The organism is Haloferax sp. Atlit-6N (assembly GCF_003383195.1).
In the GTDB taxonomy this organism is placed as follows: domain Archaea; phylum Halobacteriota; class Halobacteria; order Halobacteriales; family Haloferacaceae; genus Haloferax; species Haloferax gibbonsii.
Genome location: NZ_QEQJ01000001.1, coordinates 530,952 through 547,027, shown reverse-complemented (window position 1 = coordinate 547,027; position 16,076 = coordinate 530,952). Strand labels below are relative to the sequence as shown.

Here is a 16,076-nt window from a genome sequence, read left to right as displayed (position 1 = left end):
CGGCGCGCCGTCGCGCTCAGTCGGCGATGACTTCCATCGCCTCGTTGTTCTCGGTCTCGGACGACTCTTTTTCGCCCGTCAGCGGGTTGCGACTGGCGATGCGGCAGTCGAACGCCGGATGCTCGCCGAAGTGCCGGAGTATCATGTGGCGCCGCGACCCCGTGATGCCGGTTCGGCCGATGTCCTCGGCCGTAAAGCGCTCGGGCAGGCGGTCGTACAGCCGACGCAGTTCGTCGAAGCTGGTGAACACCTTCGCGTTGCCGGTGGAGTCCGCGCCGCGGCGGGAGACGACGTAGCTGCCGTCCCGACGGTACTCGCCGGCCGTGCGGAAGAACTCTCGTTTCTCGGTCAGCGCCGAGCCGATAGCCTCCTGCAGGTCGGCAGCGGCGTCTCGGGACAGTTCACAGGACTGGTCGCCAAAGGAGACGACGATGGTTTCGTCGTCGCTCTCGACGGACACAGGGTTCTCATTACGGGAGAAGAACTCGATCAGGAGCGTGGGTACTCCGTGTCATATCATCGAATATCTCGTCCGACGGTAAAGGGTTGTCGGCTGAGTCAGGAATCACCGAAGATTTCTCGGCGAATCGGGACGGTCGAACGACGGTTCGACTCCCCGCCGCCGCGGGGCGGAACGCGGCCGCTACAGGAGGCCGTCGTCCGTCGTGGTGGTCCCGCCGTCCGACGTGGTGGTCTCGTCGTCCGACGTGGTCGTTGTCGTCTCGGTTGTCGTCGTTGTCGTCGTTGTCGTCGCAGTCGCGGTATCTGTCGAAGTCTCAGTTGTAGTCGCGGTCGAGGTGGTCGCGGTTTCCGTGGTCGTCTCGGTCGCCGTGGTCGTCGTCTCAGTCGCCGTCTCGTTCCCCGCCGACGCCGCCTTGTTTCCGAAGATGTCCGTCTCGAACGTCTTCTCGTAGGTCAGCGGGTCGAGCGGCACGCGGAGGGTCGTGCCGCCGGCGTCGAGGTTCGCGTAGAAGTCGATGCGCAGGTCGGTCGTCTGGTCGCGTTCGAGGTGCGAGACCCACCACTCGTCGAGTTTGTCGTTTTGGATGTAGGTCGTCGCCTCGATAGTCTCCGTCGACTTCGGGGAGATGACGTACTCGGAGTTCGTCGTCCCCTCGCCCACGTCCACGTCGTTCATGGAGATGTCGTAGCCGAGTTCGGAGACCGCAATCGGGTACGGCTTGGGGTTGTGGACGACGAACGTGAGTTCGAGCGCCGTGCGCCCGCCCGTGGACTCGCCCCACTCGGCGCTCGTCTCGTTGACGTACAACACGGGGTCCGAGACGACCGGCGAGTCCGCGTCTATCTCGCGGGTCTCCGTGGAGTTGAACGCCGACAGCAGGTCGGTGTCGATGCTCCGGGTTATCTCGGGCGCCTGGAAGGTCTGTCCCAGCGTCTCCGAGGAGACGTTGGCGTCCACGACGAGGTCCGTGTGCTCGCCGTTCTGGATGTGCGAGACCCACCACTCGGGGATGCGCTCGTTTTCGAGGGTCGTCCGGAGCGGGACCGCCGAGGTCCCCCGCCCGATAGAGACGCCTTCCTTCTCGCCCGTCGCCATCCGAATCCCGTTCATCTCGACGCCGTAGTCGACTTCGAGGCCCGAGAGGTTCGCGGACAGCGGGTTGGGGTTCGAGACGTACAGGTCGGTCTCGATGACCGTCGCCGTCTGGTTGACCCCGGCGAACCGGTTGTCGACCCGGTCGACGCTCGGCGCGCCGATGACGCCGGTCGCGTACGCCCCGCCGACGCCGGCCGCGACGAGCACCAGCGCGACGAGTGCGATACGGAGTTTTCCGCCGAACAGCGCGGATGTCAGTCCCATCGTTGTGGACACACGAGACTAGTGGTACATATGTCGAACGGCCGAGCGCGGGGTCGGTCCGTGGGACCGCACCGCACGCCTCGCGCCCCCGTCACGCCGCCCCACGACAGGCGGTGTCGAATGAACTAAGTGCGCACCCGCGAAGGTCGGAAACATGGAAACCAAGACGGTGCAATCCGACAAGTCCATCGGCTTTGCGGCGTTGTTCGGCGTGCTCACGCTCGTCGGCGCAGGGCTGATGGTCGCCGGACCGGACCAGTTGACGAAGGCGCTCGGATTCATGGTCGCGATTATCGCGGCCTCGCTGGCAGTCTGCGGTGCGCATCTGTTCCAGTAGCTATCAACGTTGAGGAACACGGGTAACCGTTAATAACGCCCATTCCCTAGACGGCCCGAGGATGACTGAGTACACCGACGAGGAACAACGCATTCTCGCCTACCTCCGCGACAGCGTCAGCCGTGGAGAGGGCTACTTCCGGGCGAAGAACATCGCCGAAGCCATCGGTCTCACCGCGAAGCAGGTCGGGTCCCGTCTGCCGCGGCTGGCCGAGAAGTCCGAGGACGTCGAAATCGAGAAGTGGGGACGCGCCCGCTCGACGACGTGGCGCGTCACCCGAAGCTGAGGCGATTCCACGGCTTTTTACTGTGGAGGTGTGATGGTATCCCATGACCGTCCGCGTGAAACGAACCTTCGAGTTCGACGCTCCCGGCGCGCGCGTCTGGGAGTTTATCGCCGACCCGGCCAAGCGAGCGGGGGCTATCAGCGTCGTCGACCGCTTCGACGTGGCCGACGACGGCCGCCACGCGACGTGGTACCTCGAACTGCCGATTCCGCTCATCCGCTCGACGGTGACCGTCGAGACCGAAGACATCGAAGTCGACGAGCCGACGCACGTCAAGTTCGTCGGCAAGTCGCGGGTGATGCGAGTGACGGGCGAACACACTATCGAAGAGCACGACGGCGGCAGCCGCCTCGTCAACGAGTTCATCGTCGACGGCCGGCTGCCGGGTGTCGAGGCGTTCTTCGAGCGCAACCTCGACCGCGAACTCGACAACCTCGAATCGGCGCTCCGGCGCGAGTTCGAAGCGACCGCCTGAGGCCGGAGACGACCGCTCATTCACGGTGAGTCCGGAGCGACGAACCGCGGGAACCGTGCGCTCACGGGGCGTGGGAACCCCTGTTGCGGTGGGTTTATACATCGCGGCTCCTAAGCGAAAGTCGCCGACGCAATAGGCGCTTTTCTCGCCAGTCGTCGGCGACTCCACATCCGCCGCACCCGCCGCAACGTTTCGGGGTCCGTTGCGGCATCCGAAACGACGTGGCCACGTCGTTTCACGCCCCCAAGCCCGGTGGGGGCACTCCCCTCGTCTCACTTCGCCAACTGGTGACACGAGATTCGGTGGGAGGCGAATTCGCCTCCGCCTTTTGACGACCGCTTCGCTCCGAGCCACGGCGCCGTCGGTCGCCGATACCGGCCGCGCCTCGGAGCGCACGCTTCTTTCCGCCGGGGGCCGTGGAGACACCATGACCGAGACGATTCGAGGCGACGTGCTGCACGCCATCCCGCCGGACGAACTCGACGAAGAGGACCTGTCGCCGGAACTCCGGGCGCTGGCCGACTCGCGGCACGTGCTCGTCATCCGGAAGGGCGGTCACCCCTCGATACTCGACCTCGTCTGGGCGTTCGTCCGCCGCGACCCCATCGAAGCGGTGACCGTCGTGACCGACCGCCCGGCCGAGGAGGACGAGGAGGTGACGCTGACCGTCGAGGAGACGGAGATGCCCGGCGTCTACGTTACGGCGGCCGCTCGCGGAGAGGAAGAGTCTGCGGACGACGGGTGAAACGACGGAACGAAAACGTGGGACAGATGCGGGGCCGCGGCGGGTGACCGACCTTACTCGTCTTCTTTGGTCTTGATGTCCGCGGAGAGGCCCTGCGCCATGCGAATCTCCTTGGAGTTGTTGAGCGTCCACGCGGTGCGCTCGGTGACGGCCTCGATGATTTCGCGGGCCGAGGGGTAGCCGTTTCCGGACTTCTTCACGCCGCCGAACGGGAGGTGGACCTCCGCGCCGATACACGGGAGGTTCCCGTAGGCGAGGCCGACTTCGGCGTGGTCGCGGAAGTAGTTGATCTGGCGGTAGTCCTCGGAGATGACGGCACCGGCGAGACCGTAGTCGGTGTCGTTCTGAATCTCGACGGCGTCCTCGATGTCGCCGGAGTACTTGAGCAGGGCGACGTGGGGGCCGAAGACCTCCTCGTGGGTGCAACGGAGGTCGTCGTGGGGGTCCGCCTCGTAGACGAACGGTCCGACCCAGTGGCCGTCGTCGTGGCCCTCGGGAATCTCGTCGGCGTCGAGTTCGGTGCGGTCGACGAGGACGTTCACGCCCTCCTTCTCCGCGAGTTCGTTGTACTTCGTGACCTTCTCCTTGTGGCCCTCCTCGATGAGGGGGCCCATGAAGGTGTCCTCGCGGAGCGGGTCGCCGACGGAGACGCTCTTGGCGTTCTCGACGAAGCGCTCCTTGAACTCGTCGTACACGTCCTCGTGGACGACGATGCGCTCGGAGGAGACACAGCGCTGGCCGGTGGTCTTGAACGACGACATCGTCGCGGAGTGGACCGCGATGTCGAGGTCCGCCTTCTCCGTGATGACGATGTTGTTCTTGCCGCCCATCTCACACGCGGCGAGTTTGCCGGGCTGTTGGGCCACCTTGCTCGCGACCTCGTGGCCGACCTCGGCGGAGCCCGTGAACAGCACGGAGTCGACGCGCTCGTCGTCGACGATGGTCGCGCCGGCGTCGCCGAAGCCCTGCACCATGTTGAACACGCCGTCGGGGATGCCGGCGTCCTCGAACATCTCGGCGATAATCTGACCGCACCACGGCGTCTGCTCGGCGGGCTTCCAGACGACGGTGTTGCCCTCGACGAGCGCGACGGCCATGTGCCAGAAGGGGATGGCGACGGGGAAGTTCCACGGGGTGATACAGCCGACGACGCCGCGGGGCTTGCGGCGCATGTAGGCGTCCTTCGCGGGAATCTCGGAGGGAATCACGTCGCCCTTGGGGTGGCGGGCGTCGCCCGCGGCCCACTCGACCATGTGGTACGCCTCGATGACGTCGGCGCGGCCCTCGGAAATCTCCTTCCCGCACTCTTTGGTGACGACCTCCGCGAGTTCTTCGGTGCGGTCGCGCAGTTCGTGGTAGATGTCCCAGAGGTACTCCGCGCGGTCGATGTGCGAGAGTTCGCGCCACTCCTCGTACGCCTCGTCGGCCGCGGCCGCCGCGGCGTCGACGTCCTCGGGCGTCCCTCGTCGGAACGTCCCCAGCGACTCGCCCGTCGCGGGGTTCGTGCTTTCGAACGTCTCGTCGCCGGTTCCGTCCGTCCACTCGCCGTCGATATAGTGTCGATATTCGTCCTGCGGCATATGACTCTAGACTCACAACTAGGATTAATAACCCCGGACCCTCCCATGGAAGGGACGCGCCCGAGTCGACGCGTCGGTCCGCCCCCGAGCGACCACAGACAACATCTTACGTAGCGGCGTATTACCCGGTGTATGAGCGAGCGCACGTCAGGTGAAGGCACGCGCCTCACGCTCGACCTGTGGCATCCGAACTGCTGGGCGATAGAATCGACGAGCGAGTACGACGGCGGCATCCTCGCACACGCCATCTACGACGCCCCAACCGCGGGCGTCGAGCGGTCGAACGGGCTGTTCACCGCCTACGGCGAGTCGCTCGACGAGGTCGAAACGCTCCTCGACGTCATCGCCGACTCGGACCTCACCGGCGAAGTGTTGGAACTGCAAGAGCGGTTCGACTCCCGCGGAAAGCACGTCGCGCCCGGCCCGGTCGCCCGCGAGTTCTTCTTGGAGTACGACCCGAGCGACATGATGTGTCCGCAGTTGCTCAAGCAGGGCTTCGTCCACAGCGCCCCCACGCAGATAGAAAACGGCCGAGAGCGGTGGGAAGTCTGGTTCGCGGGCGCGCGCGAGGAGATACAGCCGCGCATCGAGACCGTCATGGACGAGACCGGAGCCGAGATTCGCGTCGCCTCCATCTCCACGTCCGAGGGCGCGGAACCGGAGCGCAGTCGGCGGCTCGACACGCTCACCCGGAGTCAGCGGCAGGCGTTCGAACTCGCGCGCGAGGAAGGCTACTACCGCTGGCCCCGCGAGGTTTCCACCCGCGAACTCGCCGCCGAGATGGACATCTCGAAGACGACGCTGCTCGAACACCTCCGAAAGGCGGAATCGAAACTGCTCGACCCGCAGTAGCGCGAGGCGAGCCGAGGTCCCCGTTCCGACTCAGATGCCGGCGACGGCGCGGAGCGCGAACAGCGCGTTCGACTTCCGCTCGCGGACGCGCCGGTAGAAGTAAGAGAACCACTTGTCCCCGTAGGGGACGTACTGCCACATCTCGATGTCGGCGTCCGCGAGGTCGCGCTGGCCGTCCTCGCGCACGCCCATGAGCATCTGTACCTCGTAGGGCGTCCCGTACTGTTCGTGGAGCTGGCGGGCGTGTGCGATCATGTGCGGGTCGTGACTGCCGACCGCGACGCCGTCGTCGAACTCGGTGAACATGTACTCGAGGAGTTCTTCGTACACCTCGTCCACCTTCGACTTCTCCTTGTACGCGATGGACGCGGGCTCGTTGTACGCGCCTTTGACGAGACGGACCTTCCCGGGCACCTCCGCGAGGCGTTCGAGGTCGTCGCGCGTGCGCTTGAGGTTCGCCTGCACGCAGACGCCCACGTTCCCGCCCGTCCGGTGGCCAAGGTCGTCGACGGCGTCGAGGGTCACGTCGGTCGTCTCGTGGTCCTCCATGTCGACCCAGACGAACACGCCCTCGGCGTCCGCGGCGTCGACGATGCGGTCGAGGTTCTCCCGGAAGGCGCGGTCGCCGATGTCGAGGCCGATTTGCGAGGGCTTCACCGAGACACAGCCGTCGAGGCTCGTCGCGCCGAGTTGGCGGACGAGGTCGACGTACGCGTCGGCGTCGGCGTCGGCGTCGGCCCGGTCGGTGTAGTGCTCGCCGAGCAGGTTCAGTATCCCCGCGATGCCGTCGCGGTTCAGGGACTCGACGTGCGAGACCGCCCCGTCGGCCGTCTCACCCGCCACGAAGTTGTTCGCGATGGGGGGTATCATGGCCGGCTATTGTGAGACACGTACCCTAAAGAGAGACCCTACCAAATAATTCTGAAAAATATTGGTGAAATAAAACGCGGATGCTCGTTTCGTCCGGCGGGTTTCGCCGCACCGACCATGGACGGTTACAGGTATATTTACGATAATTGGGGAGCATAGCTTGTTATGTCACCACACGACATGGACCGCAGAACGCTGCTGAAGCTGTCGGGACTCTCACTTGTCGGGGCGACCGCCGGTTGTCTCGAAGGCGAAGACGAGGACACGACCACGGCCACGACGACTGAGGAGAGTGGCGGTGGCGGCGGCGAGGAGACCACGACGACCGAGGAAAGCGGTGGCAGCGGCGAGTCGTACACCATCGGCATGGTCGATTCGCTCACCGGGTCGCTCGCGCCCTACGGCGAGCGCAACACTCGCGGTCGCGAACTCGCGCTCGCCGCCATCAACGATGTCGGCATCGGCTCCGAGGGTGGGTCGCTGAGAATCTCCGTCGAGGACGACGAGAGTACGAATCAGGGCGGGGTCAACGGCGCACAGAAGCTCGTCAACCAAGACGGCGTGCCGCTCCTCATCGGCTCCGTCGGCTCGGGCGTCTCCATCGCCATCCACGACAGCGTCACCAACGACGCCGGCGTCGTCCAGATCAGCCAGAACAGCACGAGCCCCGAACTCACGTCGCGGCCGGAGCTGCTCCGCATGAGTCCCTCGGGGGCGGCGAAGGGGCAGGCGCTCGCCAGCCTCGTCAGCGACGACGGCCACGACACCGTCGCCGTCACGTGGATCAACAACGACTACGGGACGGGGCTGTCGGACGTGTTCGCCGAGACGTTCGAGTCCGAACTCGGCGGTACCGTCGCCTACAACGAGCCCCACGACCAGGGTCAGTCGTCGTACAGCGGCATCCTCACCGAGATGGCCTCGACGGACGCCTCGGCGTGGATTTTCATCACCTACGCGAACGAGTACACCGTCATGGTCAACGAGGGGTTCGACCAGGGCTACAACACGACCGTCGACTACTACGGCGCGGAGTCAACCGTCGCCGACTCCATCATCGAGAACACGGCCCCGGGGAGCATGGACGGGATGAAGGGTATCACCGAGAGCGCCCCGCAGGACCAGGAGAACTACCAGAACTTCGTCTCCGCGTTCGAAGAGAACTACGACGCGACGCCGACAGTCTGGTCGGCCTACGCCTACGACGCCGTCACGGTGGCGGCGCTCGCCATCGAGGCGGCCGACGAGTTCTCCGGCGAGGCGCTTTCGTCGGTCGTCCGCGACGTGACCCGCCCCGAGGGCGAGGAGGTCTTCAACTTCGAGGAGGCCGCGGCCGTCCTGCGCGACGGCGGCTCGCCGAGCGACATCAACTATCAGGGCGTCAGCGGTCCGGTCGACCTCGACGAGAACGGCGACCCGCCGGGCTACTACCAGATTTACAGCGTCCAGGACCACGAGTACGTCTTCGGCGACTACATCACGAGCTAACCATGCACGCACGGAACGGACGCCGAACGACCCTTCGGGGGGCCACCGAGCCGTGATACCGCTCCAAGTCAGCCCCTTCCAGTACGTCGCAAACGGCGTGGTGTTTTCGAGCATCATCGTCCTCGCGGCCATCGGGCTGTCGCTCGTCTACAGCATCGCGGACTTCGCGAACTTCGCCCACGGCGACCTCATGACCGTGGGGGCGTTCTCCGCGCTGTTCTCGGTCGGGTTCCTCCGACCGATGCTGGGCGACGCGGGCGTGTTCGGCCTGCCGCTTTGGTTCTTCCTCGCGCTCGCGTTCGGCATGGGCGCGGCGGCGGTCATCTCCGTCATCACCGACCGCGTCGTCTACCAACCGGTGAAGGGGTCCGACTCCATCGGCCTGCTCATCTCCAGTATCGGGGTCGCGCTCGTCTATCGCGCGCTCGTGTTCCTGTCGTTCGGAACCGAGCCGGAGCGCTACGGCGTGCCCAGACAGGGACCGATACCGTGGGTCCGCGAAACGCTCGGCATCGCGGTCACGCCGCGCAACCTCGTCGTCGTGATGCTCACTGTCGTCCTCGTGACGGCGTTGCACCTGACGCTGACGCGGACGACCCTCGGCCGGAAGATGCGCGCGACCGCCGACAACGCGGACCTCGCGCGCGTCAGCGGGATTCGGACGAGAGAGGTCATCTTCGCCATGTGGCTCATCGGCGGCGCGCTCGCCGCGGCCGGCGGCGTCTTCCTCGGGTTAGAGGAACTCGTCCGCCCGCGCATGGGCTTCGACATCCTGCTTATCATCTTCGCCGCCGTCATCCTCGGCGGCATCGGCTCCGTCTACGGCGCGATGCTCGGCGGCCTCGTCATCGGGATGGTCCACGAACTGGTTCCGCTTTTCAACCAGTGGGGAATCATCCCCGTCGGCTCGCGGTACGCCGCGGCCGTCGCGTTCGTCATCATGGTCGCCATCCTGCTCGTTCGCCCGAGCGGAATCGCGGGTGATAGCGGATGAGCGCCGTGTCCTCGTGGGTGAGCGAGACGCTCGTCCGCGACGCGACCGAGCGGCGCATCTTCGCGACGCTCGGACTCATCACGGTGCTGCTCGTCGTCGGCGTCCTCACCGGCGTCATCGGGCCGCGGTTCCTCCTGTTCCAAATCGCGCTCGTCGGGATGTACGCCCTGCTCTCGCTCGGACTCAACGTCCAGTGGGGCTACGCCGGGCTCATCAACTTCTCCGTCGCGGCGTTCTGGGGCATCGGTGCCTACTGCGCCGCGCTGTTGACCGCGCCGAACTCCCCGCTCGGACTCGGACTCCACCCGGTGTTCGGGTTCCTCGCGGCCATCGTCGTGAGCGCGTTCGTCGCGGTGCTCATCGGCATCCCGACGCTCCGCCTGCGCGAGGACTACCTCGCCATCGCCAGTCTCGGACTCGCCGAAGTCATCCGCGCCATCATCCTGAACGAGGACCAGTGGACCGCCGGGTCGAGCGGTATCAGCGGCATCCCGGAACTCCTGTCGTGGTTGCCGCTGACCGACGCCGCGACGACGGCCGCCGTCGTGGTCTTTCTCATCGCTGTCGTCTACCTGTTCCTCCGGCGCGTCCACCGGTCGCCGTGGGGCCGCGTCCTCCGGACCATCCGGTCCGACGAGGACCTCGCCAAGGCGCTCGGCAAAAACACCTACCAGTTCAAGATGCAGGCGTTCGTCATCGGCTCGGTCATCATGGCCATCGCCGGGGCGTTCTACGCCCACTTGAACCTCTACATCGACCCCTCCGACCTCGTTCCCCTGACGACGTTCTACATCTGGATCGCCGTCATCCTCGGCGGGACCGGGTCGAACCGCGGGGCGGTCGTCGGCGCGGCCGTCGTCATCGCCATCCGCGAGGGGACCCGCTTCCTCAACGACATCGGGTTCATCCAGACGCTCGGCGTCGACCTGGCCCCGCTTCGACTGCTGTTCGTCGGCGGGCTCATCATCCTCATCATGCGCTTCCGGCAGGACGGACTCCTTCCGCCGAAGGACGAACTCATCTGGCCGGCGGCGCGCGACGGGAGCGGTGCCGGCGGCGCGTCCGCGTCGGGTGCCGCCCCGGACGGCGGCACCTCCTCGAACGGGGGTGACGACCGATGAACGACGACGCGTACGAGGGTGCCCGCCTCGATAAGTCGGACGTCGTCCTGAAGACGACCGGCTTGGAGAAGGCGTTCGGCGGCCTCGTCGCCACCGACAGCGTCTCCATCGAGGTCCAACGCGGGACTATCACCGGGATGATCGGTCCGAACGGCGCGGGCAAGTCCACGCTGTTCAACCTCATCTCCGGCTTCTACGAGAACGACGCCGGTCACGTCACCGTCAACGGCGAGGACGTGACCGACCTCGAACCGCACGAGCGCGCCCGAAAAGGGCTCGTTCGGACCTTCCAGACGCCCCGGCGGCTGGAGGGGATGTCCGTCCGCGAGGCGATGCTCGTCGGTCCCGGGCCGCAGAAAGGCGAGTCCATCTTCTCGCTTTTCTTCTCCGGCTCCGACGTCACCGAAGAGGAGCGGGCGAACATCGAACAGACGCGCGAGTTGCTCGAACGGTTCGAAATCGGGCACCTCATCGACCAGCCGTCGACCGACCTCTCCGGCGGGCAGATGAAGCTCGTCGAGCTGGCGCGGGCGTTCACGACGAACCCCGACATCCTGCTTTTGGACGAGCCGGTCGCCGGGGTCAACCCGACGCTCGCGAACGACATCAAGCGGTTCATCCGCGAACTCAACGAGGAGGGTCAGACCTTCCTCATCATCGAACACGATATGCCGTTTATCATGGACCTCGCAGACCCCATCATCGTCCTCGACCAGGGGAAGGTGCTCATGGAGGGCTCGCCGGACGAAGTCCGCTCGGACGACCGCGTCATCGAGGCGTACCTCGGAGGGGCCGGCCCATGAAGCGCGCACTCGACGTCTCGGGCGTCGACAGCGGCTACGGCGAGGTGCAGGTCCTCCGGGACCTGACGCTCCACCTCGAATCCGACGAAATCGTCTGCATCATCGGGCCGAACGGCGCGGGGAAGTCGACCGTCCTCAAGACGGTGTTCGGCCTCCTCAAGCCGTGGACCGGGACGGTCGAACTGAGCGGGCGGGACATCACCGGCGAGGAGCCGGAGGACCTCGTCCGCGTCGGGATGGGCTACGTCCCGCAGGTGGACAACGTCTTTTCGTCCCTCACCATCGACGAGAACCTCAAGATGGGCGGGGTCGCCCGTGAGAGCGGCCTGCAAGCGCGAATCGACGAGCTGTACGACCAGTTCTCGATTCTCGACGAGAAGCGCTCGGCGAAGGCGCGGACGCTCTCGGGCGGCCAGCGGCAGGTGCTCGCGTTCGCCCGGGCGCTCGTGATGGAGCCCGAGGTGCTCCTCATCGACGAACCCTCGGCGGGCCTCGCGCCCAACATCGTCAAGTCGGTGTTCGAGGACGTGAAGAAGGTGAACGAACTCGGGACGGCGGTCCTGATGGTCGAGCAGAACGCCCGCGAGGGGCTCGGCATCTCGGACCGCGGCTACGTCCTCGACCAGGGGACCGTCGCCTACGAGGGCGACGCCGACGGCCTCCTCGACGACCCCGAAGTCTCGCGGCTCTACATGGGCGGCGCGGACTACGAGGGCGTCGAGGGCGAGTAGCCCGCGACTCGCGTCCGAACTCCCGCTGAACTGCGGTCCGCCCACGACCCCCGCCGTTCCCGGCGGGATGTGGCGTCAGTCGGGCGGAATTTGGGACATCGCTTATTCTTCGGGTGGCCCGACCACCGGTATGCGACTCACGAGACGACGAGCCCTCGCCGCCGCGACCGCCGGACTCGGACTGCTCGCCGGCTGTACCGGCGGCGACGACGCTGGAGAGACGGACGACGAGACGGAGCCGACTGGGCCCGCGACCACAACCGCGACGACGGCGTCTCCGGAGACGGCCACGTCGCCGGACACGACGGCGACGCCGACACCGACCGAGTCGCCAACGTCGGTGACCGAGTCGCCAACGCCGACGAGCGAACCGGCGTCGGACGACGGGTCCGACCCGCTCGTCACCATGGAGAGCGTCGCCTTCTCGCCGATGCGGCTGTCGGTCGAGTCGGGGACGACGGTCACGTGGGAGAACAGAGAGGCGCTTCGGCATAACGTCCGCGCCGCGAGCCTCGACGACGCGGCGACCGACTGGTCGTTTCAGTCCGAGACGGTCGGCCGCGACGGGCGGGTCACCTACCGGTTCGACGACCCCGGCGTCTACCAGTACGACTGCGGCGTCCACGGCTCGAAGGCGATGTGCGGGGTCGTCGTGGTCGGCGACGCGAGCTACGACGGCACGCTCCCCTGCGAGTGAGTCGGAGGACGTCGAGACACGGGGAACCGGAGACAGCTACGCCGCGTGCTTTTCTATCTCGCCTTTGAGCGACGCGGCGTCGAAGTCGTGGTCGGGCCGGATGTTGACGAAGTCGAGGAAATCGACGGCGTCCAAGAGCGCGTTCACCTCGTAGGAGTCGAGCGCCGCGGCGACGGCTTTCTTGGGACCGACGAGCGGTTCGAGCGCCGCCAGCCCGCAGGCGAGGTCGTACGCGCGGGCGTCGCGCATCCCCTCGTCGTTGACGTTCGTCGCGTCGATGAAGTAGATGCCGTCCTCGCGGACGAGGACGTTCTCCGCCCGGAGGTCGCCGTGGGCGAGGTGGTTGTCGTGCATCTCCGCGAGCGCCGCGAACAGCTCGGGCGCGAGCCGTTCGACCTCCTCCCGCGGGGCGGTGTCGAGGGTGTGGAAGTTCGGCAGGTATTCGAGGACGAGGACGCCGAGGCCGTCAACCTCGAACGCCTCGACCGGCGCGGGCGCTTGCAGGCCGATGTTTCGGAGTCGCTTCGTCGCTTCGAGTTCGTGTTCGGCCATCTCGAGCGGCGTCCCGAAGTGGCCGAAGAAACCCTCCGTCCCGCTGGAGAACGCGCCGAGGTTCCGTCCGGTCGTGAAGACGGCGTGGACGAGCGAGTTCTGTTTGGAGATGACCTTCACGAACCACTCGTCGTCGACGACCATCGGGGTCGAAAGCCAGTTGTCCGCCTCGAGAAATCGGATGTGGAGGGTGTCGCGGTCGTATCGCCGGGCGAGTTCGCGGGCGACCGTCTCCAGACGCGGCCACCCGAGGCGGCCGCGGACGAGCCGACGGAGGTCCATGCACCCCCGTAAGACGAGGGGCGGCTTAACCTCGTGGGCCTACGCCGATTCCTGTCGGACGGTCAACACGGGTGCGTCGGAGCCGCGGACGACGCGCTCGGCGACGCTGCCGATGAGATAGCGGTCGATGCCGCTTCGGCCGTGGGTGCCCATCACGACGAGGTCGATGTCTCGCTCGTCGGCGTGGCGGATAATCTCGCTCGCGGGGGTGCCCTCGGTGACGACGGTTTCGACCTCGACGCCGGCCTCGCGGGCCCTCTCAGCGACGCGGCCTAACACCTGCTCGCCGCTTTCGAGGAGCGCCTCTCGGACCCGTTCGAGCGAGAGCGCGGGCGCGGCGTAGCCGACCTCGCGCACGTCGGCGACGTAGAGCGCAACGAGCGTCGCGTCGTAGGTGCGGGCGTGTTCGATGGCGTGGTCCAAGGCGGCGTCGGCGCAGTCGCTTCCGTCGGTCGGAAAGAGGATGTGGGAGTACATACGAGAGCCTCGGACCGCGGCGCAAAAAGACCCGGACGCCTATTCCCACGCGGTGAGAGCGGACCAGCCGGGAATGGTCGGTCCGAAACCGGTCGGCCGCCCCCGCTTCGCCGCCCGCGACGGCACAATCCTTCATGGTCGTTCGATTAGTTTATGTCCGACACGGCGATAGTTGGTCGCATGGACTTCGACATCCCGGCCGAACACCGGATGATTCGCGACACCGTCCGCGAGTTCTGCGAGGAAGAAATCGCCCCCATCGCGCAGGACATCGAGGACGAACACCGATTCCCCGCGGAGGTATTCGACCAGTTGGCCGAGTTGGACGTGATGGGCGTCCCCATCGACGAGGAGTACGGCGGCCTCGGCGGCGACCAGCTGATGTACGCCCTCGTCGTGGAGGAGCTCGGTCGCGTCTCGGGCGGTATCGGCCTGTCGTACGCCGCCCACGTCAGCCTCGCGTCGAAGCCCATCGAGCTGTTCGGCACCGACGAGCAGAAGGAGCGCTGGCTCACGCCGCTCGCGACCGGCGAGTACCTCGGCGGCTGGGCCCTGACCGAACCCGGTTCCGGGAGCGACGCCAGCGACATGGACACCGTCGCGGAGCGGGACGGCGACGGCTACGTCATCAACGGAACGAAGCAGTTCATCACGAACGCGAGCGTCGCCGGCTCCGTCCTCGTGAAGGCCGTCACGGACCCCGGTGCGGGCTACGACGGCATCTCGACGTTCATCGTCGACCCGGAGAACGACGACGGCTTCGAGGTGACGACCGAGTGGGACAAGATGGGCCTCAACTGCTCGCCGACCTGCGAGCTCTCCTTCGACGACTGCTGGGTTCCGGAAGACCGACTTCTCGGCGAGGAGGGCGAGGGCTGGAAGCAGACGATGAAGACGCTCGACGGCGGCCGCATCTCCATCGCGGCGCTCTCGGTGGGACTCGCCGAGGGCGCGTACGGCCACGCGAAATCGTACGCCCAAGAGCGCGAGCAGTTCGACCGGCCGATTGCGAAGTTCGACGCCATCCGCGACAAACTCGTCTCGATGCACCGCAAGACCGAGCGCGCGCGACTGCTCACCCACAAGGCGGCGACGCGGTACGACGCCGGCGAGCGGGTCAGTCGAGAGTCCGCACTGGCGAAACTCGACGCCTCGGAGGCCGCCCGCGAAGTCGCCGAAGACGCGGTGCAGGTGCTCGGCGGCTACGGGTACACGACCGACTTCGCCCCCCAGCGGTTCTACCGCGACGCGAAGCTCATGGAAATCGGCGAGGGGACGAGCGAGATTCAACACCTCATCATCGGTCGCGAACTCGGACTCTAGGGACTCGTCGAAGCCGTCCTCTTCTCACTCCGAGTCGGCCATCACCGACAGCCGGGCGACGTACGAGAAACTGCGGACGTGGTCCTCTTCGGTCGGCGCGTCCTCGAAGTCCGAGGGGACGGTAAAAGAGACGACGCGCTCGCGAATCGCGTCGTGGGGGCCGTCGCCGATCCAGCCGATATCGCGGTAGTACGACGCCATCTCCAGCGCGCCGCGGCCGCCCAATCGCTCGACGAGGTGCACGCACCACTCGAGGAGCACCCGCTCGGCCCGCGGCGTCCGCGGAACCTCGTCGAGAAACGGCTCGCCGTCCGACGTGACCGCCGCGGTCGTCGCGAGCAGGCGCTCGTGGGCCACGTCGCTCCACGTCCGATTCGTCGGCGCGTCGACCCAGTCGAACGACCGGTCGCTGGTGTCCCGACGGGGTCCGGGTCCGCTCGGGCCTTCGGCGACGTTGGGACGACGTGACTCGCGCGGCATCTATCCCTGCGTGTGCATCCATCCGAATTAAGCGTTCGGGCGAACGTCCGAATATCGACATTTCTGCGCCGCGCGAGAACCGTCGGCGTTACTCGTGATGTTATCTCTGATAATGTAACCGACCATTCAGAGAATGAAGGCCTTATTAAGGCGTACGAGGC

19 protein-coding genes are annotated in these 16,076 nt (G+C 66.5%); 12 read left to right on the top strand and 7 right to left on the bottom strand.

The window, feature by feature from the left end:
* Positions 1-16: 16 nt before the first annotated feature.
* The gene (locus DEQ92_RS02780) at positions 17-460 is read right to left on the bottom strand and encodes a hypothetical protein (RefSeq protein ID WP_004977401.1); all 444 of its coding nucleotides are present in this window, start codon (positions 458-460) and stop codon (positions 17-19) included.
* A 183-nt stretch (positions 461-643) separates the two neighbouring features.
* Positions 644-1,822, bottom strand: a complete 1,179-nt coding sequence (locus tag DEQ92_RS02775; RefSeq protein WP_115820389.1) for an LEA type 2 family protein — start codon at positions 1,820-1,822, stop codon at positions 644-646.
* Between the two features lie 154 nt (positions 1,823-1,976).
* Here DEQ92_RS02775 and DEQ92_RS02770 point away from each other — a divergent pair, with 154 nt between their 5' ends.
* The 4 genes from DEQ92_RS02770 (at position 1,977) to DEQ92_RS02755 (ending at position 3,665) form a co-directional block, all read left to right on the top strand.
* On the top strand, positions 1,977-2,159 hold the full coding sequence (locus DEQ92_RS02770; RefSeq protein ID WP_004043756.1) for a hypothetical protein: 183 nt from the start codon (positions 1,977-1,979) through the stop codon (positions 2,157-2,159).
* A gap of 61 nt (positions 2,160-2,220) precedes the next feature.
* Complete coding sequence (locus DEQ92_RS02765) at positions 2,221-2,445, top strand: hypothetical protein (protein WP_004043755.1); 225 nt, start codon at positions 2,221-2,223, stop codon at positions 2,443-2,445.
* A gap of 43 nt (positions 2,446-2,488) precedes the next feature.
* Complete coding sequence (locus DEQ92_RS02760) at positions 2,489-2,920, top strand: SRPBCC family protein (RefSeq protein ID WP_004977395.1); 432 nt, start codon at positions 2,489-2,491, stop codon at positions 2,918-2,920.
* A gap of 427 nt (positions 2,921-3,347) precedes the next feature.
* A complete protein-coding gene (locus tag DEQ92_RS02755) occupies positions 3,348-3,665 on the top strand; it encodes a hypothetical protein (protein WP_049905233.1) in 318 nt (105 codons plus the stop codon).
* A 53-nt stretch (positions 3,666-3,718) separates the two neighbouring features.
* Here the strand turns inward: DEQ92_RS02755 and DEQ92_RS02750 are convergent, their stop codons facing one another.
* Positions 3,719-5,245 carry an aldehyde dehydrogenase family protein gene (locus DEQ92_RS02750; RefSeq protein ID WP_004977392.1) on the bottom strand — a complete coding sequence of 509 codons (1,527 nt, stop codon included), beginning with the start codon at positions 5,243-5,245 and terminating at the stop codon, positions 3,719-3,721.
* A 132-nt stretch (positions 5,246-5,377) separates the two neighbouring features.
* Here DEQ92_RS02750 and DEQ92_RS02745 point away from each other — a divergent pair, with 132 nt between their 5' ends.
* Positions 5,378-6,097, top strand: coding sequence for a helix-turn-helix domain-containing protein (locus DEQ92_RS02745; RefSeq protein WP_004977390.1), 720 nt, complete (start codon positions 5,378-5,380; stop codon positions 6,095-6,097).
* Positions 6,098-6,127: 30 nt separating this feature from the next.
* Here DEQ92_RS02745 and DEQ92_RS02740 read toward each other — a convergent pair whose 3' ends face one another.
* Positions 6,128-6,967 carry a proline dehydrogenase family protein gene (locus tag DEQ92_RS02740; RefSeq protein ID WP_115820388.1) on the bottom strand — a complete coding sequence of 280 codons (840 nt, stop codon included), beginning with the start codon at positions 6,965-6,967 and terminating at the stop codon, positions 6,128-6,130.
* A gap of 180 nt (positions 6,968-7,147) precedes the next feature.
* Here DEQ92_RS02740 and DEQ92_RS02735 point away from each other — a divergent pair, with 180 nt between their 5' ends.
* The 6 genes from DEQ92_RS02735 (at position 7,148) to DEQ92_RS02710 (ending at position 12,801) form a co-directional block, all read left to right on the top strand.
* Positions 7,148-8,455, top strand: a complete 1,308-nt coding sequence (locus DEQ92_RS02735) for an ABC transporter substrate-binding protein (RefSeq protein ID WP_004977387.1) — start codon at positions 7,148-7,150, stop codon at positions 8,453-8,455.
* Positions 8,456-8,507: 52 nt separating this feature from the next.
* Positions 8,508-9,449, top strand: coding sequence for a branched-chain amino acid ABC transporter permease (locus DEQ92_RS02730; protein WP_004977385.1), 942 nt, complete (start codon positions 8,508-8,510; stop codon positions 9,447-9,449).
* Positions 9,446-10,570, top strand: coding sequence for a branched-chain amino acid ABC transporter permease (locus DEQ92_RS02725; RefSeq protein ID WP_050458929.1), 1,125 nt, complete (start codon positions 9,446-9,448; stop codon positions 10,568-10,570). Before DEQ92_RS02730 ends, DEQ92_RS02725 begins: the two co-directional genes overlap by 4 nt.
* Positions 10,567-11,373, top strand: coding sequence for an ABC transporter ATP-binding protein (locus tag DEQ92_RS02720; RefSeq protein WP_004977383.1), 807 nt, complete (start codon positions 10,567-10,569; stop codon positions 11,371-11,373). The genes DEQ92_RS02725 and DEQ92_RS02720 overlap by 4 nt, the downstream gene beginning before the upstream one ends.
* A complete protein-coding gene (locus DEQ92_RS02715) occupies positions 11,370-12,104 on the top strand; it encodes an ABC transporter ATP-binding protein (RefSeq protein WP_004977382.1) in 735 nt (244 codons plus the stop codon). The genes DEQ92_RS02720 and DEQ92_RS02715 overlap by 4 nt, the downstream gene beginning before the upstream one ends.
* Before the next feature lie 130 nt (positions 12,105-12,234).
* Complete coding sequence (locus DEQ92_RS02710) at positions 12,235-12,801, top strand: plastocyanin/azurin family copper-binding protein (RefSeq protein ID WP_115804753.1); 567 nt, start codon at positions 12,235-12,237, stop codon at positions 12,799-12,801.
* A 36-nt stretch (positions 12,802-12,837) separates the two neighbouring features.
* Here DEQ92_RS02710 and DEQ92_RS02705 read toward each other — a convergent pair whose 3' ends face one another.
* The gene (locus DEQ92_RS02705; protein WP_004977379.1) at positions 12,838-13,635 is read right to left on the bottom strand and encodes an RIO1 family regulatory kinase/ATPase; all 798 of its coding nucleotides are present in this window, start codon (positions 13,633-13,635) and stop codon (positions 12,838-12,840) included.
* A gap of 39 nt (positions 13,636-13,674) precedes the next feature.
* The gene (locus tag DEQ92_RS02700) at positions 13,675-14,112 is read right to left on the bottom strand and encodes a universal stress protein (protein WP_115804754.1); all 438 of its coding nucleotides are present in this window, start codon (positions 14,110-14,112) and stop codon (positions 13,675-13,677) included.
* Positions 14,113-14,292: 180 nt separating this feature from the next.
* On the opposite strand from DEQ92_RS02700, the gene DEQ92_RS02695 reads away from it, so the two are divergent.
* A complete protein-coding gene (locus tag DEQ92_RS02695; protein WP_004977376.1) occupies positions 14,293-15,435 on the top strand; it encodes an acyl-CoA dehydrogenase family protein in 1,143 nt (380 codons plus the stop codon).
* Between the two features lie 24 nt (positions 15,436-15,459).
* Here DEQ92_RS02695 and DEQ92_RS02690 read toward each other — a convergent pair whose 3' ends face one another.
* Positions 15,460-15,915, bottom strand: a complete 456-nt coding sequence (locus DEQ92_RS02690) for a FlaD/FlaE family flagellar protein (RefSeq protein ID WP_004977375.1) — start codon at positions 15,913-15,915, stop codon at positions 15,460-15,462.
* Positions 15,916-16,076 lie beyond the last annotated feature (161 nt).

Bases quoted from the DNA above. Each gene is read 5' to 3' on its own strand.
- DEQ92_RS02775 (WP_115820389.1), bottom strand. From the start codon at position 1,822: ATGGGACTGACATCCGCGCTGTTCGGCGGAAAACTCCGTATCGCACTC.
- DEQ92_RS02770 (WP_004043756.1), top strand. From the start codon at position 1,977: ATGGAAACCAAGACGGTGCAATCCGACAAGTCCATCGGCTTTGCGGCG.
- DEQ92_RS02765 (WP_004043755.1), top strand. From the start codon at position 2,221: ATGACTGAGTACACCGACGAGGAACAACGCATTCTCGCCTACCTCCGC.
- DEQ92_RS02760 (WP_004977395.1), top strand. From the start codon at position 2,489: ATGACCGTCCGCGTGAAACGAACCTTCGAGTTCGACGCTCCCGGCGCG.
- DEQ92_RS02755 (WP_049905233.1), top strand. From the start codon at position 3,348: ATGACCGAGACGATTCGAGGCGACGTGCTGCACGCCATCCCGCCGGAC.
- DEQ92_RS02750 (WP_004977392.1), bottom strand. From the start codon at position 5,245: ATGCCGCAGGACGAATATCGACACTATATCGACGGCGAGTGGACGGAC.
- DEQ92_RS02745 (WP_004977390.1), top strand. From the start codon at position 5,378: ATGAGCGAGCGCACGTCAGGTGAAGGCACGCGCCTCACGCTCGACCTG.
- DEQ92_RS02740 (WP_115820388.1), bottom strand. From the start codon at position 6,967: ATGATACCCCCCATCGCGAACAACTTCGTGGCGGGTGAGACGGCCGAC.
- DEQ92_RS02735 (WP_004977387.1), top strand. From the start codon at position 7,148: ATGGACCGCAGAACGCTGCTGAAGCTGTCGGGACTCTCACTTGTCGGG.
- DEQ92_RS02725 (WP_050458929.1), top strand. From the start codon at position 9,446: ATGAGCGCCGTGTCCTCGTGGGTGAGCGAGACGCTCGTCCGCGACGCG.
- DEQ92_RS02720 (WP_004977383.1), top strand. From the start codon at position 10,567: ATGAACGACGACGCGTACGAGGGTGCCCGCCTCGATAAGTCGGACGTC.
- DEQ92_RS02715 (WP_004977382.1), top strand. From the start codon at position 11,370: ATGAAGCGCGCACTCGACGTCTCGGGCGTCGACAGCGGCTACGGCGAG.
- DEQ92_RS02710 (WP_115804753.1), top strand. From the start codon at position 12,235: ATGCGACTCACGAGACGACGAGCCCTCGCCGCCGCGACCGCCGGACTC.
- DEQ92_RS02705 (WP_004977379.1), bottom strand. From the start codon at position 13,635: ATGGACCTCCGTCGGCTCGTCCGCGGCCGCCTCGGGTGGCCGCGTCTG.
- DEQ92_RS02700 (WP_115804754.1), bottom strand. From the start codon at position 14,112: ATGTACTCCCACATCCTCTTTCCGACCGACGGAAGCGACTGCGCCGAC.
- DEQ92_RS02695 (WP_004977376.1), top strand. From the start codon at position 14,293: ATGGACTTCGACATCCCGGCCGAACACCGGATGATTCGCGACACCGTC.
- DEQ92_RS02690 (WP_004977375.1), bottom strand. From the start codon at position 15,915: ATGCCGCGCGAGTCACGTCGTCCCAACGTCGCCGAAGGCCCGAGCGGA.